Genomic DNA, 24,780 nt, shown 5'->3' with positions numbered 1-24,780 from the left:
GGTCCGACGTCCTGCCCGGCACCGTCCGAGGGCCCAGGTGCCACACCTCGACGCCCGGCGCGCCGCGCGGCGTCCGGGCCGTGCGGCGGGGTGCGCCCACCACCGTGCCGCACCCAGGGGGCTGCTCGTGCTGCCGAACCAGATCCGTACCACCACCGTCACGCTCGGACCGTTCGTCGACGACGTCGGGGCCCCGTGGCCCGGGCGCGTCACCGTGACCTCCTCGACGCCGCGCGTCTGGGCGGCGACGGGCGCGGTCGTCGCGCCGCGCGCCGCACCGGTGCCGCTCGACGACGACGGGCGCGCCACGCTGAGGCTGCCGTTCACCGACCAGCCGGGGTTCACCGACGGCGCCGGGCGCGCGCTGACGGGGTGGACGTACACGCTCGCCCTGACGCTCGACGGGCAGGAGTACGCCCGGCACACGTTCGCGCTGCCGTCACGGCTCGCGTCGTCGGACGGCGTGCACGTCGACCTGCTGCCGGGCGCCGCGACCGTCGGTGCGCGGGGTGCGGGCTCCCCCGGCGCCGCGCCCGGACCGACGGGACGGGCGCGCCGGGCCGGGGCCGACGGGCCGTCCGCGGGCACCGCGCTGGCCCTTGTCCCGGCGGTCCCGGACGTCCCGCCCGCGCGCGGGGTGTCGCGCCGCGACGCCTTCCGCGCCGGCATGGTCGCGCTGGGCGCGGGCGCGGCGATCAGCGCGTCCGCGTCCGCGTCGGCGGCCCACGGCCCCGCCCCGGCCCGGCCCGCGGGGGTGCTCCCGCTGGCCCAGACCATCAACGACGACCTCGTGATCGGCTCGACGGCGACACCGCGGACGCTGACCGTGAAGTCCTCGGGCGCCGGCGGGACCGAGTCCGGGCCGTCGTACTACGACTCCACCGGGCGCATCGTGCTGGAGGCGTACCAGCCGCACTTCCGCTGGTACGGGGAGTCGATCCGGGTGCAGCTCAAGGACCCGCGCGCCAAGGGCATGCTCACGTACCAGGCGCACTGGCCGCAGCCGCACTACCCGGACGGGGACTTCACGGGCCGCCCCACGCACCCGAGCTTCCCCGTGACGATCGCGTGGATCGGCGCGCACTTCCTCGACAACGACGACCCGAGCCTGCTGCGGAACAACCTCAAGCACGGGCACCTGAACTTCGAGGTGCCCGACTCCCGCGGCGATCTGCAGACCCGCCTGGAGATCAAGATCATCGACACCACGACCGGCAAGATCGGCACCGACCGGTCGGCCGTGCGGACCAACATGGCCGACTTCGAGGTGGGCGTCGGCACGCAGCACGAGCAGATGCGGATCGTCGGCAACGACACCCGCCCCAAGGACCTCGCGTTCAGCCTCCAGCACGGGCCGACGCAGCCGCGGTGGGTGCTGCGCACCACGCCGCAGGGCGCGAACTTCCAGTTCCTGCGCTACCTGTCCGACGCCCGGCTCGTCGACGCCCCGCTGCAGCTCGACCGCGAGTCCGGCCGGGTCACGGTGGGCGGCGACGACGGCACCGCCGCGGGCCTGCTCGTGCGGCGGAACGGCGCGGCGCCCGCGGTCATGGTGGAGACCCTGGCCGCCCGGGGCGGGCAGGGCGTGCTCGTGCGGTCCGCGGCGGGCGACCTGCAGGCCACGGCGGTGCAGACCGACGTGGTCGGGGACACCCAGCGGCGGTTCGTCGTGACCGCCGACGGCACGCACCAGTGGGGGGACGGCGCCGCCGCCCGCGACACGCAGCTGTACCGGCGGTCGCCGAACCAGGTGGGCACGGACGGCGGGGTGTTCCTGCGCAGCAGCGGCACCCCGGCGACCGCGTCGACCGGCGGCGTGCTGTTCGTCCAGGACGGGGCGCTGCGCTACCGCGGGTCGCGCGGGACGGTCACGACGATCGCGCCGGCCTGAGCCGGACGACCCGGACGGCCCGGGCGGCGGGAGGGGTTCCTCGCCGCCCGGGCCGTCCGGGTCGTGCCGCGGGGGTCAGTGCCAGCCGGAGCCGACCGCCCGGACCAGGTCGCCGTCCGCCGTGTCGCCGGACAGCTCCCAGAAGAACGCCCCGCCGAGCCCGCGGTCACGGGCCCAGTCCATCTTCGACGCGATCGTCGCCGGGGTGTCGTAGCTCCACCACTGGGTGCCGCAGTGCGCGTACGCGGTGCCGGCGACCGTGCCGGTGGCCGGGCAGCGCTGCACGAGCACCTCGTAGTCCTCGATCCCGGGCTCGTACGTGCCCGGTGCCGCACCCGTCGCGGTGCCGCCGGGCGCGGACTGCGTGACGCCCGACCAGCCGCGCCCGTAGAACCCGACGCCGAGCAGCAGCTTGTCGGCCGGCACGCCCTTGGCGAGCAGCTTGTCGATCGCCGCCTGGGAGTGGAAGCCCGCCTGCGGGATGCCCGCGTACGACGTCAGCGGGGAGTGCGGGGCCGTGGGGCCCTGCGGGGCGAACGCGCCGAAGTAGTCGTACGTCATCGGCATGAGCCAGTCGAGCTGGTCGGCGGCGCCTGCGTAGTCCGTGGCGTCGATCTTGCCGCCGGTGCTGCCGTCGGCGGTGATCGCCGCCGTGACCAGTGCGTCGTCGCCGAACTCGTCGCGCAGCGCGGTGACGACGCGGTCGAAGGCCTGCGGGCCGCTGGTGTCGCAGGTCAGCCCGCACGCGTTGGGGTACTCCCAGTCCACGTCGATGCCGTCGAACACGTCCGCCCAGCGCGGGTCCTCGACGAGGTCGTGGCACGACTTCGCGAACGCCTGCGGGTCGGCCGCGGCCTGCGTGAAGCCGCCCGACCAGGTCCACCCGCCGAACGACCAGATGACCTTCAGGTGCGGGTGCTTGGCCTTGAGCTCGCGCAGCTGGTTGAAGCTGCCGCGCAGCTCCTGGTCCCAGGTGTCCGCGACCCCGTCGACGGACTGCGCCGCCGTGTACGCCTTCTCGTAGTCGGCGTAGGAGTCCCCGATGGAGCAGCGCCCTCCGGTGGTGTTCCCGAAGGCGTAGAGGATGTGCGTGAGCTGGTCGGCCGCGCCCGAGGTGTCGATGTCCTTGACGTGGTAGTTGCGGGCGTAGACGCCCCACTCGGCGAAGTACCCGACCACGCGGCCGTCCGTCGCGGGCGGCACCGTCGGGGTGCTGGTGGGCCTCGGGGTGCTCGTGGGCGTCGGCGTCGCGGTGGGCGTGGCCGTCGGCGTCACGGTCGGCGTGGGCGTCGGCGTGCTGCCGTCACCGGTGCAGGACGCGCCGTTGACCGTGCAGCCGGTCGGCGCGCCGTAGGGACCGGAGGCGACGTAGCCCCAGCTCTGGCTCGCGCCCGGGGCGAGCGCACCGGCCCAGGACTTGGACCGGAGCACGTAGTGCTGGCCGGTGCGGACCATGTCCGCGTCCCAGGCGCTGGTGATCGCACGCCCGGCGGGCAGGTCCATCTCGATCGCCCAGGACGGGATCGACGAGCCCGTGCCGTTCTTCACCGTGACCGCGACCTGGTGCCCGGTGAACCAGTCCCCCTGCGACGTGAACGTCACGGTGACGGCGCCTGCGGCGGTGGCAGCCGGTGCCGCGGCGAGCCCGCCGACGACCACCGCGAGCGCGGCGACCACGGCGGCCAACCCTCGCGTGCGCCGTCGGGGCGGGTGGTCGGTCCTCTTCTCGTCCGTGCTCCGTCGCATGGGGCGGCTCCCGTCGTCGAATATGTAAGGAAGACGTACAAATCGGACAGGTACGACGCTAGCCCCGTCGCTGGGAAGTGGTCAATCATCAGATGACCGAGGACCGCGCCCGGCACAGCGCTCGACCGGTCAAGGAGAACCCACATCTGCGCAGGTCAGAGGCCACCAGGTCACACGATCGGGTGCACCTCACCCCGCCGGAGCACGACGACGGCCGTGAGCACCGACGACCAAGTCATCGGATGGATGACCACAGGTGGACCAGCGCGACGTCCACGAGCCTCGGCGAGGAGGTCACGCCCACGTCGCAGACCCCCGGCCGACGCCACCGTCGTCCGGCAAGCGGTGCGCTCGTCGCACGCGGGGTCGTCGGACCGGTCGAACCCCCACCCGGTCGGCCCGTCCGGCAGATCGGGGCAGCAGCATCCCCACCTGGCAGCACCTGTGCGCTGACCTGCGACGTCGTGTCGGTGGGGTGAGGCAGTATGCCCCTCTATGACCGTCGAACCCGGGCCCTCGGCCGAGGCCGTCCGGCGCGTGCGCACCGCGGCCGCCGCGTGGCGCCGCTCGCTGCTCAACGTCTCGGGCACGAACAGGCTGCTGCACCTGCACGACCGGTCGGCCACGATGCTCGACCTCGACGCCGCGCACGCCCCCGCGGTGGCGGCGCTGCGGGCCGGGTCGACCGTGCGCGTGCCGCAGCTGTTCCCCGCCGCGGGCGCGCGCGCGGTGGCCGCCCGGACGCTGCGGGGCGTCGCGGCCGGTGGGCGCACGGCGGCCGAGGAGCTGGGCATCCACGTGACGTACCTCGTGGTCGGGCTCGCGACGTGGGACGCCGACGCGACCGGTGCCCTCGACCCCGACGACGTCGCAGCGACCGACGCCGGCCCGGGCGCGGACGACGCGGTCACGGCGGGGCTGCCCGACGACCCCGCGGCCGACCTCGACCCCGCGCACCCGGACGGGGCGGGCACCGCCGACGCCGCCACCGAGGAGGCGGACGAGGGCCGCACCGGCCACGGGACGCGCCGCGAGCCGCGGGCACCGGTGCTCATGCGCCGCGTCGACGTCGTGCCGCGGGCGGGCACCGCCGACGGGTTCGAGCTGACCGTGACGGGCGAGCCCGAGGTCAACGCGGTGCTGCTGCACCTGCTGCGGCACCGGTTCGGCGTCGACCTGGACGAGACCGCGCTGCTGGAGCACGCGACCGACGACGACGCGGTGCTCGACGCCGTCGAGCGGGCGTGCGCGCGGGTCGTGCCGGGGTTCCGCGTCGAGCGCCGCCTCGTCCTGGGCAACGTGACCTACGCCGAGCGGCCGCTCGTCGAGGACCTCGCCGACGACGCCGCGGACTTCCTCGCCGCGAGCGACCTCGTGGCGGCCCTCGCCGGCGACCCGCAGGCGCTGTCCGCGGTGCGCACCGCGGGCGCCCCCGTCAGCGACGCGGCGCCGGACACCACCCCACCGGGGGACGAGCACCTCGTGCTCGACGCGGACGGCTCGCAGAGCTACGTGGTCAACGCGATCGCGGCCGGGCAGAACCTCGTCGTGCAGGGGCCGCCCGGCACGGGCAAGTCCCAGACCATCGCGAACGCGATCGCCGAGCTCGTCGCCCGCGGGCGCACCGTGCTGTTCGTCGCCCAGAAGCGCGCCGCGATCGAGGCCGTGCTGGACCGGCTCGACCGCACCGACCTCGGGCACCTCGTGCTCGACCTGTTCACGACCGGCTCCTCGCGGGCCGCCGTGGCGCAGGAGGTCCACGAGGCCATGCAGCGGCGCACCCAGGTCGGCCGGCCCCGGGTCGAGGCGCTGCACGACGAGCTGGTCGAGCACCGCGCCGTGCTGGTGGACGCGCACGACGCGACGCACGAGGTCCGTGAGCCGTGGGGCCTGGCGCTGGCGGGCGGGCCGGACGGCACGTGGGGGCTGCTGGACTGGGCGGTCGCCACGCAGGCGCACGCCGGCCGGCCGACCCGCCTGGACGCCGACGCCCTGGCGCGGTGGGACGCCACGACGCACGAGCGCCTGCGGTCCGCGGCCCGGGCGCTGGTCGACCTCGGGGGCGTCGGGCCCGGGCTGCAGGGGCCGGGGTGGTCGCTCCCCCACCTGCGCACCGCGCAGGCCGTCACCGCGGCGCACGGGGCCGCCACGACCGTCGCCTCACGGCTGCCACCGCTGGCCCGGCAGGTCGAGGCGCTGGCGGCGCAGGTCGGGGCGCCGACGCCCGCGACGTGGGCGGCGGCGGACGCGCTGGTCACCGACGCAGGCGCGGCCGACGCGCTCGCCCGCCGCGGGTTCGGCGCCGCGCTGGACCCCGCCCGTGACGTCGCCGAGCTGGTGCGCACGGCGGCCGCGCTCGGCGGCCGGCCCGCCCGACGCGACGCCGGTGTCGGCGCCTGGGAGGCGCGGGCGCTGGTCCGGCGCGCCCGCGCCGAGCACCCGGGCCACGACGACGCGACGCTGGCCGCCGCCCTCCTCGAGGCGGTCGCCCTGCGCGAGCGGCGGCCGGCGGCCGCACCGCCGCCGTACGCGGCGCTCGCCGACCTCGCGGGGCCGTGGGCGCAGGTGCGGGTCGCGGTCGACCGGCTGCGCGCGGCCGTGCGGGACGTGCCCGTCGACGACGCCGCGCCCGCCGAGCTCGCGGCCACCGCGCGCCGGCTCGCCGCCGACCCCGTGCACCGCCGGTTCCCCCGCCTGCACGCGCTGCGCGACGAGCTCGTGGCCCTCGGCTGCGCCGCCCTCGTGCAGGACCTGCACGACGACCCGCCCGCGGACGGTGACGAGGCCGCCGACCGGCTCAGCCACGCCTTCGCGACGACGGTGCTGGAGCAGGTCGAGGGGCAGGACCCCCGCCTGCTGGGTGTGGACGCGACGGTGCGCGACCGGGCAGCCGAGCGGTACGCGGCCTGCGACGCCCGGGCGCGGGAGCTCAACGCCCGCCGCATCGCCCGCGCGGCGGCCGAACGGCTCGCCGACGCCCTCGACGCGCACCCGCGGCAGGCCGAGCTGCTGGCCGCCCAGCTGCGGCGGCGCCGCGGGCTGCTGCCGCTGCGCGGGCTGCTCGCGCAGGCCCCGGACGTGCTGCTCGCGGCCAAGCCCGTGTGGGCGGCGTCCCCCCAGACCGTCAGCGAGCTCCTCCCGCAGGAGCAGGTCTTCGACGTCGTGATCTTCGACGAGGCCAGCCAGATCCAGCCGGCAGCGGCGCTGCCGTCGATCGCGCGGGCCCGGCAGGTCGTCGTCGCCGGCGACAGCCTCCAGCTGCCCCCGACGACCGTGTTCACCACGACGCTCGACGGTGACGACGAGCCGGACGAGGACGGACCGGCGCTGGCGGTGCAGGATGCGGAGAGCATCCTCGACGCGGTCGAGGTGCGCCTGGGCCCGCAGCGGTCGCGTCACCTGTCGTGGCACTACCGCTCGCGCGACGAGCGCCTCATCGCCACGTCCAACCGCTGGGTGTACGAACCCGTGGGCCGGCAGATGACGACGTTCCCCGCCGCCGACGGGCCGACGTCGCTGCAGCACCTGGTGGTCCCGCGGTCGCGCGGGGTCGGGCGGCACAACCTGTCGCCGCGAGCCGAGGTGCTCGCGGTCGTCGACCTCGTGCTGGAGCACGCGCGCACCCGGCCCGAGGAGTCCCTCGGCGTCATCGCGTTCGGGCAGCGGCACGCCCAGCGGCTGACGGACGAGCTGGAGCGGCAGCTGCAGGACGCCCCGGACGCGGTGCGGGCCTGGTTCGCCCCCGACCGCGACGAGGCGTTCTTCCTCAAGAACATCGAGCGCGTCCAGGGCGACGAGCGGTCCCGCATCATCCTCACCGTCGGCTACGGGCACGGCGACGACGGGCGGCTGCGGCACGCGTGGGGCCCGGTCCTGCAGGCCGGCGGGCACCGACGCGTCAACGTCGCGATCACCCGGGCCCGGCGCGACCTGCTGCTGGTGACGAGCTTCCGGGCCGACGAGGTCGACGAGCGCGCGAGCGACGCCGAGGGCTTCGCACTGATGCGCAGGTTCATCACGTTCGCCGCGACGGCCGGGGCGTCGTTCGGCGACGAGGGACCCACGGGCACGCCGCTGAACCCGTTCGAGCACGACGTGCTGCGCCGCCTGCAGGACGCAGGCCTCGACGTGACGCCGCAGTACGGGGTCGGCGGGTACCGCCTGGACTTCGCGGTGCGGCACCCCCACCGGCCGGGTCGCTTCCTGCTCGCGGTCGAGGCCGACGGCGCGTCGTACCACTCGGGCACCACGGCCCGTGAGCGCGACCGGCTGCGCCAGGAGGCCCTGGAGGCGCGGGGCTGGCGGTTCGTGCGCGTGTGGTCGACGGACTGGTTCCGCGACCCGGACGCCCAGGTCGACCGGGTGCTGCGCGCCTACCGGGCGGCGCTCGACGAGGACGCCGCGACGCCCGGTCGGGCCGGTGGGACGCCCCGGCCGGGCGCGGGGGAACAGGCCGAGGAGCTCACGGGCACGGCCGGGGTTCCCTCGCCCGCGCCGACCGGGCGACGCGGCCCCCGGCCGCTCGTGCCGCCCGGTCACGACCTGGCCGCGTACACGGACGTCGAGCTCGACGCGATGGTCCGGTGGGTCACGAGCGACGACGTGGTGCGCACGAACGCCGAGGTGTACGAGGCCGTCAAGCGCGAGCTCGGGTTCCAGCGCAACGGGTCGGCGATCGTCGCCCGCATCGGTGCCGCCGTGGCGCGCCGCCTGGCGGACGCCGACGCGCGACGATAGGCCCGTGCCCGCCCGCGCCCACCCCGCGCTGCCGACCGCCTGGCTGCTCGTCGCCGGGCAGATGCTGCTGCTCGCGGCCCTCGTCCTGCTCCCGGCCGGCGAGGCGTGGCCGGTGCCCGGCTGGCTGCGGGTGCTCGGCCTGGCGGCCGTGGCGGGCGGGCTGGTGGTCGTGCTCGTCGCCGCGACCGCGCTCGGCCGGGGCCTGACCGCGGTGCCGCTGCCCAACCGGCACGCGGTGCTGCGCACGGGCGGGCTGTACCGGTGGGTGCGGCACCCCGTGTACTCGGGGCTGATGCTCGCCGCGGCGGGCGTCGTCGCCGTCTCGGGGAGCGCCGTCCGCGTGGGCGTGCTCGTCGCGCTGGTGGTGCTGCTGCACGTCAAGGCGCGGTTCGAGGAGCGGCACCTGACGGAGCGGTTCGACGGCTACGCCGCGTACGCGGCCCGCACGCCGCGGTTCGTGCCGTCACCGCGCCGCCGCGGCTGACGTACCGCCGTTTGCCGGGCCCGCCGCACGCGGAGGACACTGCGACAGGTGGACACCATCCGCACGGGCACCAGCGAGTACGACCGGTTCGGGCCGTGGATCGACGAGGTGCGCAGCCCGGACGACGTGCCGCGCCTGTTCCGCGGGCACGCTCTCGACCTGGACGCCGTGCGCCTGGTGCTGAAGGTCCCCCGCAGCATCGCCCGCCGGGACGCGACGCCGGACATGGACCTGTACGACCACCTGCTCGTGCTCGGCGCGGAGAACCTCACGGTGCTCAGCCGCACCACCCCGGACCGGCGCGCCACCCCGTACGGCGCCGGCTACGCCGAGCAGACCGTCCCGCTGCACGAGATCGCCGTGGTGCACGACGTCGTCGACCTGCTCCACGGCCGCCTGACGGTCCGCACGACGACCGGCACCGACGTGACGGTCAGCTACAACGGGTCGGCCCGCGCGCACATCACCCGCCTGGTCGGTGCGCTGCGCGACGCCGCCGCGTCCGCGCCGGCCTCCACCGTCGGGGCCCTGCTCGCCGAGGGCGCTCGCGCCGCGGTGACGGACAGCCCGACGCGGGCGCTCGGGCGCGACGACCAGGCCCTGGAGGCCGACTTCCGCGAGGTCGCGGGCGTGGGCGCGCGGCTCACGGTCTGGGCGGCGCACGGCCGCCGCCGCCTCGTGCCGCGCGGCACCGGGTGGGACGGTCTCGTGCACCGGCTGGCGCACAGCCTCTCGCCGGCGACGCTCCAGGGCGCCGTGCTGGCCGGCGGCGCGGGCGCGCTCGAGGTCTTCGGCCGCCGCGAGCAGGTGAGCCGCGGCACCGCACCGGTCGTGTCCTCGTCCCGCCTGGTCGTTCCCCTGTCCACGCTGACCCGCCTCGACGCGGGCCCGGACCCCCGGTACGAGGAGACCGTGGTGATCGGCCTGCACACGACCGCCGTCACCACGACCCTCGTCGTCCCGGAGGACTCCGCCGCCGCACGACTCGTCGCCGGGGTCACGGGCCCGTCGGGCGTGGCCCGCGCCCGCTGACCGGCCAGGCCGGACGCTGCCCCACCGTCAGTCCTCGACGACGTCCAGCCCCTGCTCGCGCAGCCGCGCCAGGCTGGTCAGCATCTGCTCGACCGCCTCCGGCGGGTGCCGCTCCCAGTCCCGCAGCTCGTCGACGACGCGCAGCGGGTGGTGCGTGCGGTAGGACCGGGTGGGGTTGCCGGGGAACCGCTTGTCGGTGACGTTCGGGTCGTCCTCGAAGGGCCCCTGCGGCTCGACGACGTAGATCCGCCCGGGCCCGGGCACGTCGCGCAGCGCGGCGGCGAGCTGCGCACCCCAGGCGGCGGTGCTCACGAGCGTCGTGAAGTACACGTGCCGCAGGGCCCGGTCCTGGAAGTGGGACCGGTGCCCGGGCGCCAGGTGGTCCCCGACGTCGAGCACGGCCGCGGTGCCGTGCAGGAACGGCCCGGTCACGTGCCCGCACCGCTCGTACGTCACCGGGCTGACAGCGTCGCCCGGCTCGTCCTCGTCCACGTCGACCCCCTCCCCGGCGCGACCGCACCGCCGTGCTCGGTCGACCGTCGACGAGGCCGATCGGGGTCGGATCCGCGGGCGCGACGCTACCCGTGCGCCCACAGCTTCTCCAGAGCGCGTCCGCAGCGCCGGTCGACGAAGACCTCGCGGTCGTTGACCCGGGCCCGGGAGAAGAGGGTGCCCTCGGACACCAGGCGGAACGTCACCGGCCGTTCCTCCCAGTCGACGTGCACCGCCGTCGACCCGACCGACGTGAACGGGTAGCCGAGCCACGGGAAGCGGGCAGCACCCGCGCGGGTGGGTGCACGGAGCACCTCCGGGATGTCGCCGGTCGTCATGGCACGCCCTCGTCGTCGGTCCGGACGACCCTCTCATCGGCAGCCCGGTCGGACAACGCCGCTCCCGCCGCAGACCGTGGGAACACGGTGCCGCGCCCCGCGCGTTGGGGCGGGCGTGAGCACACCCACCAGCAGCCAGGCCGACCCGCCCGCCGTCACGTTCGGGATCGACACGTTCGGCGACGTCACCGTCGACGCGCAGGGGGCGCCGGTGCCCGCGCACCAGGTGCTGCGGGACGTCGTCGCCGAGGGGGTGCTGGCCGACGCGGTGGGCATCGACCACTTCAGCGTCGGCGAGCACCACCGCGACGACTACGCGATCTCCGCGCCCGAGGTGGTGCTGGCGGCGGTGGCGGCGCGGACGGAGCGGATCACGCTGGGCTCGGCGGTGACGGTGCTGAGCTCGGACGACCCGGTCCGGGTGTACCAGCGGTTCGCGACGCTCGACGCGATCAGCTCGGGTCGGGCGGAGATCACGGTGGGGCGCGGGTCGTTCACGGAGTCGTTCCCGCTGTTCGGGCACGACCTGGGCGACTACGAGGTGCTGTTCGAGGAGAAGCTCGACCTGCTGGCGCGGCTGCGCGACGAGGGCCCGATCACGTGGACGGGCAGCACGCGGGCGCCGCTGCGGGGGCAGCGGGCGTACCCGACGACGGAGCGCGGTGCCCTGCCGGTGTGGGTGGGCGTGGGCGGCAGCCCGGAGTCGGTGGTGCGGACGGCGACGCACGGGCTGCCGATGATGCTGGCGATCATCGGCGGTGCGCCGGCGCGGTTCGCGCCGTACGTGGACCTGTACGCGCGGGCGATCCGCCAGCTGCACGGCGAGGACGCCGTGGTGCCGCCGGTGGGGGTGCACTCCCCCGGGTTCGTCGCCGACACCGACGACGAGGCGCTGGACCTGATGTTCCCGCACTTCAAGGCCAACCGGGACCGGATCGGGCGTGAGCGCGGGTGGCCTCCCACGAGCCGCGCGGAGTTCGAGCGCGAGGCGTCGGAGGGGGCGGTGTTCGCGGGGTCGCCGGAGACGGTGGCGCAGCGGATCGCGTCGACGGTGCGCGAGCTCGGGGTGCAGCGCTTCGACCTGAAGTACTCCAACGGGCCGATGCCGCACGCGCAGCTGGCGCACGCGATCGAGCTGTACGGGACGCGGGTGCTGCCGCGGGTGCGCGAGCTGCTGGCCGAGGGGTAGTCAGGCCGGCGGGGGCTCGGGGCGGGCGTCGCCGGCGAGGTGGGCCCGCTGCCCGTCGCGGTCGAAGATGCTGAGGATCTCCACGGGGCCGTCGTGCGCGAGGATCGCGTGCGGCAGCATCGTGGAGAACTCGGCGGCCTGGCCGGCGTGCACGAGGACGACGCGGTCGTCCAGGTGCAGGCGCACGGTGCCGTGCAGCACGGTGAACCACTCGCGGCCGGGGTGCACGCGGGGGCCCTCGAGGGGGCGCTCGGCGGTGATCCGCATCTTCGCGACGGACAGGCCGTTGAGGTCGCGCTCGCGCGAGAGCAGCCAGGTGGTCAGCCCGGGCGTGCTCTGGGGCTCGGCGCGGATCACGACGTCGTCGTCGTCCCGCTCGACGAGGGCGTCGATGGTGGTGCCGAGCGCGCGCGCCAGGGGCACGAGCTGGTCGAGGGCGATGCGGCGGTGCCCGGTCTCGATGCGGCTGAGCGTGGACGGGCTGAGGTAGCAGCGGGCGGCGAGAGCGTCGAGGGACCAGCCGCGGGCGACGCGCAGGCTGCGGATGCGGTGCCGGACGACCTGGTCGAGATCCTCTTCTTGCGTCATGCGCAAGACTGTATGCCTTTGGCGCATGCCGTGCCTACCGTGGAGGCATGACGACGCCCCCCGCTCCCCCCGCCCCGCACCCCGGCACCACGGCCCGCACGCCCGACGACGTCCTCGACGTCGTCGTGGTCGGTGGCGGCGCCGCGGGCCTGTCCGCCGCCGTCGTCCTGGCCCGCTCGCTGCGCACGGTCACGGTCGTCGACGCCGGTGCGCCGCGCAACGCCCCCGCCGCGGGCGTGCACAACCTGCTGGGCCGCGAGGGCACGCCGCCCCGCGACCTCGTGGCCGCGGGGCGGCGCGAGGCCGAGGGCTACGGTGCCCGGGTCGTCGACGGCCGGGTCGTCGCCGCACGGCGCACGGCCGACGGGTTCGCCGTCGACCTGGCGTGCGGAGGCACCCTGCACGCCCGGCGCCTGCTGCTGGCCACCGGGCTGGTCGACGAGCTGCCGGACGTGCCCGGGCTGCACGAGCGGTGGGGTCGGGACGTGCTGCACTGCCCGTTCTGCCACGGGTGGGAGGTGCGCGGCGCACGGGTGGGGGTGCTGGCCACGTCCCCCGCCGCGGCGCACCAGGCGCTGCTGATGCGGGCCCTGACGCCCGATGTCACGCTGCTCCGGCACACCGGCGACCCGCTCACGGCCGACGACGAGGAGCGGCTCGCGGCGCTCGACGTGCGCACCGTGCACGGCCCGGTCGTCGGCCTGGACGTCGTCGACGACGCGCTGCGGGGCGTCCGGACGGCCGACGGGGGCACGGTGGCGCTCGACGCGCTCGTGGTGGCCCCGCGGTTCGCGGCCCGGGGTGCGCTGTACGAGCAGCTCGGCGGCACGCTGGTGACGACGCCGTTCGGCACGCACGTGCCGACCCAGCCGGGCGGGCGGACCGACCTGCCGGGGGTGTGGGCCGTCGGCAACGTCGGCGACCTGACCGCGACCGTGGCGGTCGCCGCCGCCGCGGGCGTGCAGGCGGGCGCCGCCCTGCACGGGGACCTGGTGGCGCAGGAGGCCGACGCCGCGGTGGCGGCCCGCCGGGCGGCCGCCCGGGAGCGGGTCAGCCGGACGGGATGACGCGGCCGTCCCCGAGCCGCCGCTCGAGGTCCTCGGGCGACGACGGGTCGGCGAACCAGGGGCCCTGCCCGGCGTGGAACCCGTGGGCGGCCGCGGCCACGACCTCGTCGGCCGTCCGCACGCCCACGGCCACCAGGAGCCGGTCGGCGCCGCCCTGGCGGCGCCGACCCACGGCGAGCAGCGGGTCGTGCCGCAGCCCGCCCGAGGCCAGCAGGTCCGCCGGGGCACGCACCACCCGGACCGGCGCGCCGAGGCCCTCCGGGCTGCGGACGTCCGCCTCGAGGTCGACGCACACGCCGATGCCCTGGCGCGCGACACCCACGAGCGCCTCGCGCACGTCGCCGACGAGCACCGCGGACGCGGGCACGGCGACCACGAGGTTCGCCCGCGGCGCCCCCGCGGCCCGCGCCGCGCGCACGAGCGCACCGGTCCCCGCGAGCGACTCCAGCAGCCGTCCCGGGGCCCGTGCCAGCACGAACGTCGACCGGTCGACCAGCCCCGACCTGCGCCACCGCCCGAGCTGGCGCAGCCCGGACGCGACGAGCCACTCGCCGACGGGGTGCAGCAGGGCGGAGTCCTCGACGTCCCGGACGACGTCGTCCGCCCCGACCTCGTCGAGCGCGACCGACACCTCGATGCCCAGCACCCGCCCGGACCCGAGGTCCACCACGGGCTGGTGGCGCAGCGTGAGCCGGCCGTCGCCGAGCGCCCGCCGCACCTGCCGCAGGACGCGCGCACGCTCCTCGGCCCGGGCACCCCAGGCCGGGTCGAACACCTCCACGCGCCCGCGCCCGCGCCGCTTCGCCTCGTACATCGCCGCGTCGGCCTCGCGCAGCACGCGGTCCACGTCGTGCGTGCCCTCGCCGGTGACGGTGACGCCGACGGAGACACCCACGCGGACCTGCACCTCGAGCCCGTCGACGTCGATCACGATCGGCGCGCCGAGGGCGTCGCGGAGCCGTTCGGCGAGCCGTCGCGCGGCGGGGACGTCGGCGACGTGGGGGCAGACGACGACGATCTCGTCACCGCCCCACCGGGCCGCCGTGTCACCCTCGCGGACGATCGAGCGCAGCCGACGCGCCACCTCGACCAGCACCTGGTCGCCCGCGGGGTGCCCGTAGGTGTCGTTGACCTCCTTGAAGCGGTCGAGGTCGGCGAACAGCACCGCGACCCGGCCGCCGTCGTGACGCGCCAGGTCGGCGAGGGCGAGCCGCAGGTGGTCGGCCGCCAGGTGCCGGTTGGGCAGCTGGGTGAGGGTGTCGTGCATGGCCTGGTGCGCGAGCTCCTCGCGCACGGCCCGGGTGGACGTGACGTCCTCGGCGTGCACGATGAGGTCGCCCTGCCCGCCACCGCCGTCGGCGACCTGGACGGCCAGGTGCACCCAGACGACGTCGCCGTCGCCGCGCACGAGCCGGGCCTCGCACACGCCACGGCTCTCCTCGCCGGCGAGCAGCCGCTCGACCAGGGCAGCGCACACGGGCCGGTCGTCGGGGTGCACGAGGTCGACGAGCGTGGCGCCCATGAGGTCGGACCAGCGCAGGTCCAGCAGCACCTGCAGGGCGGCGTTCACCTCGACGAGCGTGCCCGCGCGCGGACCGCCCCCGAGCGCCACGGCCATCCCGACGGGGGCGTCGTCGAACGCGGAGCGGAACCGCGCCTGCGTCTCGAACAGGGCCTCGGTGGCCACGTCGACCTGCTCCGCCAGCACGCCGAGCTCGACCCCCATCGCCGCGCGCGCCACCAGCCCGCCGAGGAAGTGCCGCTCGCCGGCGTCCGGGTCGGGCAGCACGCGGGCACCGCCCAGGAGGACCATCACGAGCACGCCGAGCGGCCCGTAGACGCCCTGCAGGGACCAGACGAGCACACCGTGCGCGTCGAGCCCGCCCAGCACGTGGCGCAGTGCGTGCGGTGAGCCGACGACCCGCAGCAGGTCCGGCACGGTGAACGCCGCGGCCGCCCCGACGGCGAGGCCCGCGGCCAGCTCGGCGAGGCCGAGGTCGAGGTCGGGGCCCGCCGCGTCGAGCGCGTCCTGCAACCGGTCGCGGACCTCGGCGTCCGGGTGGTGGGCGCTGCCGGCGTCGAAGGGCGCCCCGGTCCCGATGCGGACCACGACGAGGGTGCGCGCGTAGACCGCCATCGCGTCGGCCACCAGCTCGCCGAGGCCGATGCCCCGCAGCGTCCCGTCGCCGGCGACGGCGGCGAGCGCGGCCACGCGCCGGTCGAGGAGGCCCCGCGCCGAGACGTCGGAGCCGAGCACGAGCACGCCGCCGGCGGGCCCGTCGGGGCGGTCCAGCACCGGGAGCACGACCGTGTCGACGACCGTCCCGGCGTCCACGAGGTCGAACCGTCGTGCCTGCGCGGAGGCGAGCACCGCCCGGGCCGCCTCGACGAGCAGCGCGGGCCGGGTGAGGACCTCGCCGCGGAGCGCGTCCCACGTCCGGTCGTCGTCCGGCACCCGCTCGTGGGCGAGCCGGCCGCCCACGTAGCGCAGGCGCAGGCCCGCGTCGGCCGAGAGCACGAGCGACCGGGACCGGTCGACCAGGTGCGCCAAGGGCGAGTCCAGCGCGGCGTCGACGCCGTCGGGGGCGACGACGGGGTCCGCGACGTCGGCAGGGACGACCGCGGGGGCAGGGTCCGGGGCGGGCTCGCCCATGGCCCACCTCCGTCCGGGTGCGCCCCTGCACCGACCCGCCCGACGCGCCGCGGCGCGCGTCCGTCCGGGTGAAGTCTCCCACCACGGACGCGCGACCGGCAGAGGACCTGGACACGTCGACGGGTGACGTGGCGGGTGAACCTGGGGCAGGAGAGCGGTTCCGCGGGTGCACAGGGCTATGACGGGACGCATGATCGACCTGACATCTCGCGGCGAAGCCTGGAAGGGGTCACCGATGCACGTCGTCGACGGATCCGAGGACACCGGCCACCTTCCCGGGCAGGACCGGTGAGCGCCCCCGGGTCCCGCGCGACGGACGCGGCCCTGGAGCACGTCCGCGAGGTCGTCGTCCGCGCCCTCGACGACCTGCGCCGCCGCAGCGGCCTCGACAGCTGGATGCTCGCCCACCGCGACGGCGACCAGCAGGTGGTGCTGCACGCCGTCGGCGCGGCGCTCGCGGCCCCCGGCACCCCCGTCCCCTGGGCCGAGACGTTCTGCGCGCTGCGGGCCGAGGCCGGGGCCCCGAGCGTCGCCGGCGACGTCAGCCAGGTGCCCGCCTACGCGTCCCTCGCCGCACGCCGCACCCCCGAGGTGCGCGCGGTCGTCACCGTCCCCGTCGTCTCGCCGGACGGCGAGCTGGTGGGCGACCTGTGCGGCCTGGGCACGCACGCCGTGCCCGACCTCGAGCAGCACCGGGAGGCCGTCGAGCTGCAGGCCGCGCTCATCGGCTCGCTCATGGCCTTCGAGCGGCACGTCATGCGCGACCGGCGCCGGGCCGAGCAGGCCGAGCGCGCCGCCCGCACCGACCCGCTCACCGGGCTCGGCAACCGGCGCACCTGGGACGACGCCGTCGAGGCCGAGGACGCCCGGGCCGCCGTGCTCGGCACACCCGTGGGCGTCGTCGTGGCCGACCTCGACGGCCTCAAGCACCTCAACGACGCCGACGGCCACGCGGCCGGGGACGCCGCGCTGCGGGCCGCCGCCGACGCGCTCCAGGCGGTCGCCGCGGCCGAGCACCTCGCCGCGCGGCTCGGCGGCGACGAGCTGGGCCTGCTCCTGCCCGAGGCCGACGCGGCCCGCACGGCCGAGGTCGTGGAGCGCCTGCGGGCCGCCTGGCACGACGCGGGCGTCGACGTGTCCGTCGGCTGGGCCGTCCGCGACGCGGGGCGGGGCCTGCGGGACGCGTGGCGGGTGGCCGACGCGGCGATGTACGCGGACAAGGGCAGGCGCAGCGCCGCCGCACGGCGCGCCGCACCCGCCGTGCCCCGCGCACCCGAGGGCCGGGCGCCCCGGCTCGGCAACCACGAACCGGTCGTCCGCGCGCTGCGCACCGATCCGCGCGGCGGCACCGCCGGCGACGTCGACGCGCTCCTCGAGCTCGTCACCGCCCAGCTCGGCCTCGACGTCGCGTACGTCAACGAGCGCCGCGACGACCACTGGCGCATCCGCAACGTGCACGCCGACCCGACCACGGACCTCGAGCCCGGCGACCTGTCCGAGACCACGAACAGCTACTGCGAGCTGCTGGTCACCCGGCAGATCCCGGCCGCGGTGCAGGACTCCCACGACGTCCCGGCGCTGGCCGCGCTGCCCGCGACCGACGACCTCGCGATCACCGCGTACGTCGGCACCCCGCTGCACCGCAGCGACGGGTCGCTCTACGGCACCCTCTGCGCCTACGCGCACGACGCGGAGCCCGCGCTCGGCGACCGCGACGCCGGGGTGCTGCGGGTCGTCGGAGGGCTCGTCATGAGCATCGTCGAGCAGCACGACCGCGAGGACCGGCTCCGGCACGACCTGCTCGAGCGGCTCGACGGGCTCGCCGCCGCCGGCGGGCCGCGCATGGTCTTCCAGCCCGTGGTCGCGCTCGCCGACGGGAGCGTCGTGGGGCACGAGGCGCTCAGCCGCTTCCCCACCGGCGACCCGGCGGAGTGGTTCGCCACCGCGCGCAGCGCCGGGCTGGAGGAGGACCTCGAGCTGACCGCCGTGCGGTCCGCGCTGGCCCGGCTGGACGACGTCCCCGGGTTCCTCGCCGTCAACGTGTCCGCCCGCACCGCGGGCCTGCCGGCGCTCGGCCGGGTGGTCGGCGGCTGCGACCCCGCGCGCGTCGTGCTGGAGCTCACCGAGCACACCCCGGTCGACGACTACGCGGCGCTGCGCCGCACCCTCGCCCCCCTGCGGCGGGCGGGCGTGCGCATCGCCGTCGACGACGTCGGCGCGGGCTTCGCGAGCATGCGGCACGTGCTGGAGCTCGTGCCGGACGTGCTCAAGCTCGACATCAGCCTCGTGCGCAACATCGCGACGGACTCCTCGCGGCAGGCGCTGGCGGCGTCGATGCTCGCGTTCGCGGACAAGACCGGGGCGCAGGTCGTGGCCGAGGGCATCGAGACGGCCGACGAGCTGGACTACCTGCGGACCATGGGCGTCGGCCTGGGCCAGGGGTACCACCTGGGGCGCCCGGCCCCTCTGGCGGCGTGAGGACCGCTCACCCGGGCGGCGGCTCGCGGCGCAGCAGCTCCCACACCGACGGCAGCAGCAGCAGCGCGGCCACCGTGTACGCGAAGTCCTCGACCGGTGCCACGCCGATGCGCCAGCCGAGGATCAGGTCCGGGTCGTAGCCGACCAGGCCGACGCCGACGAGCACGTTGTCGAACACGGCCGTCAGGGCGAGCATGACCGCGCCGGCGACGAGCAGGGCCGGGACGTGCGGGCGGGCGCCGCGCCGACGGGCACGCCGCACGGCGAGCGCCGCGACCACGAGCACCGGCACGAAGAACAGCGTGTTGACCAGCAGGTACGTCATGCGCCGCGCACCTTCCCGGTCGCGCTCCCGGGCGCCTGCGCGCGCCGCCGGAGCGTGAGCACCCGGTGCGCCCCGCTGACGGACAGCATCGTGCACCAGCACAGCAGCAGCAGGAAGAACACCTCCTCCAGCGGCAGCTCGGGGCCCACCAGCACACCCGTCATGAGGTGCGAGCCCACGCCGCGGAAGAAGATCCCCGTGGTGATGCCGACGACGTCCCAGGCGAGGAAGAACCCGATGCCGACGGCCAGCACGACCAGCGCCCGGCGCGGGTCGCGCCACACGAACAGCCGCCACCGGTGGTCCACGAGCCCCAGGCACCCGAGCGAGACCAGCAGGCACGTCAGGTAGACCAGACCCACCCCGCGTCCTCCTCCGTCGACGACCCGCAGGACGGGCGTCCTGCCGGACAGACCGTAACCCGTGCCGGGCCGGCCTGCCGCGCAGGTCAGGCCCCGGCGCCCGCGGCGGGCAGCGGCGGCAGCGCCGGCTCGTCGAGCCACCGGTGCAGCAGGTCCGCCACGTCCGCGGCGCGGCCGGGCCCGGCCGCCGCGAGCGCGTGCGCCCGGAAGTCGTCGGTGGTCACGGCCCGCCCGGCCTGGGCCCGCGTCCACCCGCGCAGGAGGGCGTCGCCGGCGGCCCGGCCGAGCAGGTGGTCCAGCGCGTGCAGGGTCAGGGCCCCGCGCTTGTAGACGCGGTCGTCGAAGATCCGGTCGTACCCGGGGTCCGACAGCACGAGGTCCTGCGGACGCCGGCGCAGGCGCGCGTGCCAGCCGCGCGCGAGCGCGTCGACGCCGTCGCCGCCGGACGCCTGCGACCACCGCCACTCGGCGTAGCAGGCCGGCCCCTCGTTGAGCCAGATGTGCTGCCAGGACGCCACGCGGACGCTGTTGCCGAACCACTGGTGCGCGAGCTCGTGCGGCACCAGCCGGGCGTCCTCGCCGCGCGCGTGCAGGTGGTTGGCGCCGAAGATCCCCATGCCCTGGGCCTCGAGCGGGATCTCCAGGGTGTCGGGCGTGACGACGAGCGTGTACGCGTCGAACGGGTAGGGCCCGAACACCTGCACGTGGTGGTCCATGATCGCGCCGTGCCCGGCGAACGCCCGACGCGCCTCGGCGGCGCACGGGCCGGCGGTGACCAGCAGCTGCGGCACGGGCCCGTCGGTGAGGCGGTGCTCGTCGTACCGGCCCACCTGGACGGTCGCCAGGTAGGTGGCGGTGGGCACGCGCTGCTCGTACACCCAGGTCGTGGTGCCGGCACGGGCGGTCACGGACGTCAGGGCGCCGTGCGCGACCGCGCGGTACGGCTTCTCGACGCTGACGGCCGTGCGGTAGGTGGCGGCGAGGTCGGGGCGGTCGACGCACGGGAACCACGAGGGGGCGCCGGTGGGCTGGTTCGCGACGAGCACGCCGTCGTCGAGCTCCTCCCAGCCGACGGGGCCCCACGGGCTGCGCACGGGGGCGGGCCGGCCGGCGTAGTCGACCGTCACGGTCAGGGGCTCGCCGGCCGGGGCGGGGCCGGCCAGGCGCAGGCGCAGCAGCCCGTCGCGGTGCGCCGAGCGGGCGAGCACGGCACCGGCCACCGTGACCCCGCCGACCCGCGGGCCCCGCAGCTCGAGGACGACCTCGTCGACGTCGGCCAGCGGCACGACCGTCAGCACGGCCCGCGCCGTGAGCCGGTTGGTCGCCACGCGGTAGCGCAGGTCGAGGTCGTAGTGCTGCACGTGCACGTCGGGCGACCCGCGCCAGGGGCGGTAGGGGTCGGTGCGGGCTGCCGTCATGCGGCGGACGGGTCGGATGTCCAGGGGGCGATGGGGTTGCCGACCCACCGCGACCCGGCGGGCACGTGCTCGCCGCGCAGCACCAGCGACGCGGGGCCGACGGTCGCGCCGGCGCCCACCCGTGCCGCCGGCAGCACCACGCCGTGCGGGCCGAGGGTGGCGCCGGCATCGAGGCGGGCCACGTCCAGGCTCATCACCCGGTCGTGGAAGAGGTGGGTCTGCACGACGCAGCCGGTGCCGACGGTCGCGCCGTCGCCGAGCTCGACGAGGTCGGCCTCGGGCAGCCAGTAGCTCTGGCACCACACGCCGCGCCCGATGCGCGCACCCATCCCTCGCAGCCACCACACCAGGGCGACGGTACCGGTGCCCGGGTCCGCCAGGAACGGCGCCGCGACGAGCTCGGTGAAGGTGTCCGCGAGCTCGCCGCGCCACACGGGCCCGCTCCACAGCGGGTGGTCGCCGGTGCGGAACCGGCCCACGAGCAGCCACTTCGCGACGATCGTCACGATCCCGGCCAGTGCACCCGCGCCGACGAGGACCGCGCCGCCGAGCGCCGCGGCCACGCCCCAGCCGGCCTCGCGCACCAGCACCTGGAGGGTGAGCAGCACGCCCAGGCCCAGCAGCGCGACCACGGCCGCGGGCACCACGCGGGCCGCCTCGACCGCGCCGCGCGCGACCCGCAGCCGGGTCGGCGGCTCGTAGGTGCGCCCGGGGTCGTCGAGGGTCGCGGCGCGCGGCAGCAGCACCGGCGGGGAGCCGATCCAGCTCGAGCCGGCGCGGGCGCGGCGCGGCGTCGCGGACAGCACGGCCACGAGGCCGTTCTTGGGCACCGTGCGACCGGGTGCGGTCATGCCGGAGTTGCCGACGAAGGCCCGCCGGCCGACCTTCGCGACCGCGACCCGCACCCAGCCGCCGCCGAGCTCGTAGGGCGCGACCATCGTGTCGTCGGCGAGGAACGCCCCGTCCTTGAGGCGCATCATCGACGGCAGGCCGATGACGGTGGAGATCTCCGTGCCGTGCCCGACGCGCGCGCCGAGCAGCCGCAGCCACGCGGGCGTCGCCACGGACGAGTACAGCGGGAACAGGACGGTGCGGGCCGCGTCCATGAGCCGCTCGACCGTCCACGCCTGCAGCGCGGCCCGCGAGCGCGCGGAGTGGAACCCCTCGCGCAGCCCGGCGCCGGCCCCGCGCACGGCGGCCACGACGAGCAGCGCGTAGGTGGCGTAGGCGGCCAGCAGCGCGGGGACGAGCGCGACGAGGGCGCCGCGGGCGACGTCGGCGAGCGTCGTGGCGTCGTGCACGGCCGCGCCCACGACGAGCAGGCCGACGCCGACGGCCAGCACGGGCAGCACCGCGACGAGGGCTCCGGCGGCGGCGATGGCGACGAGCCACAGCGCGGGCGGCAGGCCGTCGGGCCGGTGGGCGGGCCAGGGGTGCCGGGCCTCGCGCACGCGTCGGGCGGGCGAGCCGGACCAGTACTCGTCGTCGCCGGTGCGCCCGTGCACGGCGGACCCGGCGGCGACGTCGGTGCCGCGACCCACGCGGGCGCCGGGGTAGAGGACGCTGCGGGCGCCGACGGTCGCGTCGGCGCCGATCTCGATGCGGCCCACGTGCAGCACGTCGCCGTCGACCCAGTGCCCGGCGAGGTCGACCTCGGGCTCGACCGCGCACCGGGGGCCGAGGGTGAGCAGGCCGGTGACGGGCGGGGCGGCGTGCAGGTCGACGTCGGCGCCGACGCGCACGCCCAGCGCGCGGGCGTACAGGCCGACGAAGGGCGCGGTGGCGGGGGTGAGGGCGCCGACGCCGTCGGCGACGCGCTCGGCGGCCCAGATGCGCAGGTGCACGGACCCGCCGCGGGGGTAGGTGCCGGGCGTCACGCCGCGCAGCAGGGCGCGGGCGACGAGGGCGGGCACGCCGAGCCGGCCGAGGGGGCTGACGGTGAGCACCCACCCGGCGAGCACGGCCCACCACGGCACGGGCAGCGCCCACGCGGGGGCCCACGCCCAGGTCGCCACGAGGTTCAGCGCGGCGAGGGCGGTCAGCCAGCGCAGGGCGACGAGGGTGCGCACGGCCAGGACGACGAGGAGCTGGACCACCTGGGTGGTGCGGGGCACGGGGGCCACCGCGCGGACGGCACCGGGCGTGGCGTCGGCGGGGGCGAGCGTGTCGAGGTGCGCGGCGAGCTCGCCGAGCGTGGGGTTCTCGTAGACGGCGGCGACGGTGACGGCCGGGTACCGCGTGCGCAGCGCGGACACGAGCTGGGCGGCGGTCAGCGAGGACCCGCCCTGGGCGAAGAACTCGTCGTCGGGGTCGGTGGGGGGCACCCCGACGACGCCGGCCCACTGCTCGGCGACCCACGCCGCGGTGCCCGTGAGCGTCCCGGCGGGGGTGCCGAGGTCGGGCAGGGGCCAGGGCAGGGCGTCGCGGTCGACCTTGCCGGAGGTGCGGGTGGGGATCTCGTCGACGGCCGCGACGAGCGGGACCATGGAGCCGGGCAGGAGCTCGCGCAGCCGGGCGGGCAGGTCGCCGGCCCGGGTGCCGGGCGCGAGCACGACGTACCCGACGAGCAGCGCCGTGCCCGCGGCGGTGCGGCGCACGGCGGCCGCGGAGGCCACGACCCCGTCGAGGGACGCCAGCGCGGCGTCGACCTCGGCGAGCTCGATGCGGTGCCCGTTGACCTTCACCTGGTCGTCGGCGCGGCCCACGAACAGCAGACCGGTCTCGTCACGGACCACGAGGTCGCCCGTGCGGTAGGCCCGGCCCGGCCCGAGCGCGGGGTGCGGGGCGAACCGCTGGGCGTCGAGCGTGGCGTCGAGGTAGCGGGCCACGCCGACGCCGCCGATGACGAGCTCACCGGTCTGCCCGTCGTCGACCTCGGTGCCGTCGGGTCCGACGACCGCGAGGTCCCACCCGTCCAGGGGCAGGCCGATCCGCACAGGCCCGTCGGGCTTGAGCAGGGCCGCGCACGCCACGACCGTGGCCTCGGTGGGCCCGTACGTGTTCCACGTCTGCCGGTGCGGGCGCCACAGGCGCTCGGCGAGCTCGGGCGGCACGGCCTCGCCGCCGAAGATCAGCAGCCGCACGGCGTCCAGGGCGTCGACGGGCCACAGGCCGGCGAGCGTCGGCACGGTCGAGACCACGGTGATCTCCCGCTCGACGAGCCACGGCCCGAGCTCGAGGCCGGCCCGCACCAGGGCGCGCGGCGCCGGCACGAGGGTCGCGCCCGAGCGCCACGCGAGCCACATCTCCTCGCACGACGCGTCGAACGCCACCGACAGTCCCGCCAGCACCCGGTCGCCCGGGCCGAGGGGCGCGTCGGGCAGGAACAGCCGCGCCTCGGCGTCGACGAACGCCGCCGCGCTGCGGTGCGAGACGGCCACCCCCTTGGGCCGGCCCGTCGACCCGGACGTGAAGATGACCCAGGCGTCGTGCGCGGGCGTCGGCGGCGTCGGGCGGCCCCCGCGCACGGGCCGCGGCGGCGGGCCGAGCACCCGACCGTCCGGGCCCACCGGCTCGGGCCCGTCGCCCAGGACCACCGCGACCCCGGCCTCCGCGAACACCGCGCGGGCCCGCTCGTCGGGCTCGTCGGCGTCCACCGGCACGTACGCCGCGCCCGCGTGCAGCACGGCGAGCACCGACACGTACAGCCCGACGGTCCCCGACGACGCCCGCACCCCCACGCGTGCACCCGGCACCACCCCGACCGCCGCGAGCCGGCGGGCCCGTGCCGCGACGGCCTCGGCGAGGGCCGCGTACGTCAGCTCCTCGTCGCCGTCGTCGATCGCGACGGCCGACGGGTGGGCGGCCACGGTCGCGGCGAACACGTCCACGAGGGTGCGGGCGTCCGCCGCCCGGTCCCCCGCGCGCAGCGCCCCGCCCCTGACCCGACCGTCCTCGCTGCTCACGCCCACCCCTCCCGGCCCGCGACCACGTGCCGCGTGCGCCGCCGCATGGTGACGATCCCAGGTGAACGGCCGCTA

General features: G+C 76.9%; 16 protein-coding genes. 7 read left to right on the top strand and 9 right to left on the bottom strand.

What is annotated here, in order from left to right; genetic code table 11:
• Nucleotides 1–127 precede the first annotated feature (127 nt).
• Complete coding sequence (locus FBY24_RS19160) at nucleotides 128–1,891, top strand: hypothetical protein (RefSeq protein ID WP_186343260.1); 1,764 nt, start codon at nucleotides 128–130, stop codon at nucleotides 1,889–1,891.
• Between the two features lie 75 nt (nucleotides 1,892–1,966).
• On the opposite strand, the gene FBY24_RS11185 is transcribed toward FBY24_RS19160, so the two are convergent.
• Nucleotides 1,967–3,637, bottom strand: a complete 1,671-nt coding sequence (locus FBY24_RS11185; RefSeq protein ID WP_142160626.1) for a glycosyl hydrolase family 18 protein — start codon at nucleotides 3,635–3,637, stop codon at nucleotides 1,967–1,969.
• A gap of 495 nt (nucleotides 3,638–4,132) precedes the next feature.
• Here FBY24_RS11185 and FBY24_RS11180 point away from each other — a divergent pair, with 495 nt between their 5' ends.
• From FBY24_RS11180 to FBY24_RS11170, 3 genes are read left to right on the top strand one after another with little or no spacing between them, the layout of a single operon-like run.
• On the top strand, nucleotides 4,133–8,374 hold the full coding sequence (locus FBY24_RS11180) for an AAA domain-containing protein (RefSeq protein WP_142160624.1): 4,242 nt from the start codon (nucleotides 4,133–4,135) through the stop codon (nucleotides 8,372–8,374).
• Between the two features lie 4 nt (nucleotides 8,375–8,378).
• Nucleotides 8,379–8,858, top strand: coding sequence for an isoprenylcysteine carboxylmethyltransferase family protein (locus FBY24_RS11175; RefSeq protein WP_142160622.1), 480 nt, complete (start codon nucleotides 8,379–8,381; stop codon nucleotides 8,856–8,858).
• 48 nt (nucleotides 8,859–8,906) lie between these two features.
• Nucleotides 8,907–9,890, top strand: coding sequence for a hypothetical protein (locus FBY24_RS11170; protein ID WP_142160620.1), 984 nt, complete (start codon nucleotides 8,907–8,909; stop codon nucleotides 9,888–9,890).
• Nucleotides 9,891–9,917: 27 nt separating this feature from the next.
• Here FBY24_RS11170 and arr read toward each other — a convergent pair whose 3' ends face one another.
• Nucleotides 9,918–10,346 (bottom strand): NAD(+)--rifampin ADP-ribosyltransferase, encoded by a 429-nt coding sequence (gene arr / locus FBY24_RS19525; protein ID WP_370511027.1) that lies wholly within the window; start codon nucleotides 10,344–10,346, stop codon nucleotides 9,918–9,920.
• A gap of 122 nt (nucleotides 10,347–10,468) precedes the next feature.
• Entirely contained in the window at nucleotides 10,469–10,720 is a 252-nt protein-coding gene (locus FBY24_RS19520) for a hypothetical protein (protein ID WP_255432355.1), read from the bottom strand.
• Between the two features lie 115 nt (nucleotides 10,721–10,835).
• Between FBY24_RS19520 and FBY24_RS11160 the strand changes: the two genes are divergently transcribed.
• Nucleotides 10,836–11,909, top strand: a complete 1,074-nt coding sequence (locus FBY24_RS11160) for an LLM class flavin-dependent oxidoreductase (protein WP_255432354.1) — start codon at nucleotides 10,836–10,838, stop codon at nucleotides 11,907–11,909.
• Here FBY24_RS11160 and FBY24_RS11155 read toward each other — a convergent pair whose 3' ends face one another.
• A complete protein-coding gene (locus FBY24_RS11155) occupies nucleotides 11,910–12,497 on the bottom strand; it encodes a helix-turn-helix domain-containing protein (RefSeq protein WP_142160614.1) in 588 nt (195 codons plus the stop codon).
• A 47-nt stretch (nucleotides 12,498–12,544) separates the two neighbouring features.
• Between FBY24_RS11155 and FBY24_RS11150 the strand changes: the two genes are divergently transcribed.
• The gene (locus FBY24_RS11150; RefSeq protein ID WP_142160612.1) at nucleotides 12,545–13,564 is read left to right on the top strand and encodes an NAD(P)/FAD-dependent oxidoreductase; all 1,020 of its coding nucleotides are present in this window, start codon (nucleotides 12,545–12,547) and stop codon (nucleotides 13,562–13,564) included.
• Here the strand turns inward: FBY24_RS11150 and FBY24_RS11145 are convergent.
• Nucleotides 13,548–16,217 (bottom strand): diguanylate cyclase domain-containing protein, encoded by a 2,670-nt coding sequence (locus FBY24_RS11145; RefSeq protein ID WP_142160610.1) that lies wholly within the window; start codon nucleotides 16,215–16,217, stop codon nucleotides 13,548–13,550. The two genes, FBY24_RS11150 and FBY24_RS11145, sit on opposite strands and share 17 nt — an antisense overlap.
• A gap of 288 nt (nucleotides 16,218–16,505) precedes the next feature.
• On the opposite strand from FBY24_RS11145, the gene FBY24_RS11140 reads away from it, so the two are divergent.
• Nucleotides 16,506–18,695 carry an EAL domain-containing protein gene (locus tag FBY24_RS11140; protein WP_142160608.1) on the top strand — a complete coding sequence of 730 codons (2,190 nt, stop codon included), beginning with the start codon at nucleotides 16,506–16,508 and terminating at the stop codon, nucleotides 18,693–18,695.
• Nucleotides 18,696–18,702: 7 nt separating this feature from the next.
• Here FBY24_RS11140 and FBY24_RS11135 read toward each other — a convergent pair whose 3' ends face one another.
• From FBY24_RS11135 to FBY24_RS11120, 4 genes are all read right to left on the bottom strand, one after another.
• Complete coding sequence (locus FBY24_RS11135) at nucleotides 18,703–19,020, bottom strand: lycopene cyclase domain-containing protein (protein ID WP_142160606.1); 318 nt, start codon at nucleotides 19,018–19,020, stop codon at nucleotides 18,703–18,705.
• Nucleotides 19,017–19,382: a lycopene cyclase domain-containing protein gene (locus FBY24_RS11130; protein ID WP_142160604.1), complete on the bottom strand. Its 366-nt coding sequence runs from the start codon at nucleotides 19,380–19,382 to the stop codon at nucleotides 19,017–19,019. The genes FBY24_RS11135 and FBY24_RS11130 overlap by 4 nt, the downstream gene beginning before the upstream one ends.
• 86 nt (nucleotides 19,383–19,468) lie before the next feature.
• On the bottom strand, nucleotides 19,469–20,800 hold the full coding sequence (locus tag FBY24_RS11125) for a M1 family metallopeptidase (protein ID WP_142160602.1): 1,332 nt from the start codon (nucleotides 20,798–20,800) through the stop codon (nucleotides 19,469–19,471).
• A complete protein-coding gene (locus FBY24_RS11120) occupies nucleotides 20,797–24,705 on the bottom strand; it encodes a Pls/PosA family non-ribosomal peptide synthetase (RefSeq protein WP_255432353.1) in 3,909 nt (1,302 codons plus the stop codon). The genes FBY24_RS11125 and FBY24_RS11120 overlap by 4 nt, the downstream gene beginning before the upstream one ends.
• Nucleotides 24,706–24,780: the final 75 nt, after the last annotated feature.

It is taken from the genome of Cellulomonas sp. SLBN-39, from assembly GCF_006715865.1.
GTDB lineage: Bacteria > Actinomycetota > Actinomycetes > Actinomycetales > Cellulomonadaceae > Cellulomonas.
The sequence above is the reverse complement of the archived record's forward strand: the minus strand, read 5'-3'. Positions and strand labels throughout refer to the sequence as shown.

What these genes read in the sequence shown, in the direction of transcription:
- FBY24_RS11180 (WP_142160624.1), top strand. Translation starts at nt 4,133, where the DNA reads ATGACCGTCGAACCCGGGCCCTCGGCCGAGGCCGTCCGGCGCGTGCGC.
- FBY24_RS11185 (WP_142160626.1), bottom strand. Translation starts at nt 3,637, where the DNA reads ATGCGACGGAGCACGGACGAGAAGAGGACCGACCACCCGCCCCGACGG.
- FBY24_RS11145 (WP_142160610.1), bottom strand. Translation starts at nt 16,217, where the DNA reads ATGGGCGAGCCCGCCCCGGACCCTGCCCCCGCGGTCGTCCCTGCCGAC.
- FBY24_RS11150 (WP_142160612.1), top strand. Translation starts at nt 12,545, where the DNA reads ATGACGACGCCCCCCGCTCCCCCCGCCCCGCACCCCGGCACCACGGCC.
- FBY24_RS11135 (WP_142160606.1), bottom strand. Translation starts at nt 19,020, where the DNA reads ATGACGTACCTGCTGGTCAACACGCTGTTCTTCGTGCCGGTGCTCGTG.
- FBY24_RS19520 (WP_255432355.1), bottom strand. Translation starts at nt 10,720, where the DNA reads ATGACGACCGGCGACATCCCGGAGGTGCTCCGTGCACCCACCCGCGCG.
- FBY24_RS11155 (WP_142160614.1), bottom strand. Translation starts at nt 12,497, where the DNA reads ATGACGCAAGAAGAGGATCTCGACCAGGTCGTCCGGCACCGCATCCGC.
- FBY24_RS11125 (WP_142160602.1), bottom strand. Translation starts at nt 20,800, where the DNA reads ATGACGGCAGCCCGCACCGACCCCTACCGCCCCTGGCGCGGGTCGCCC.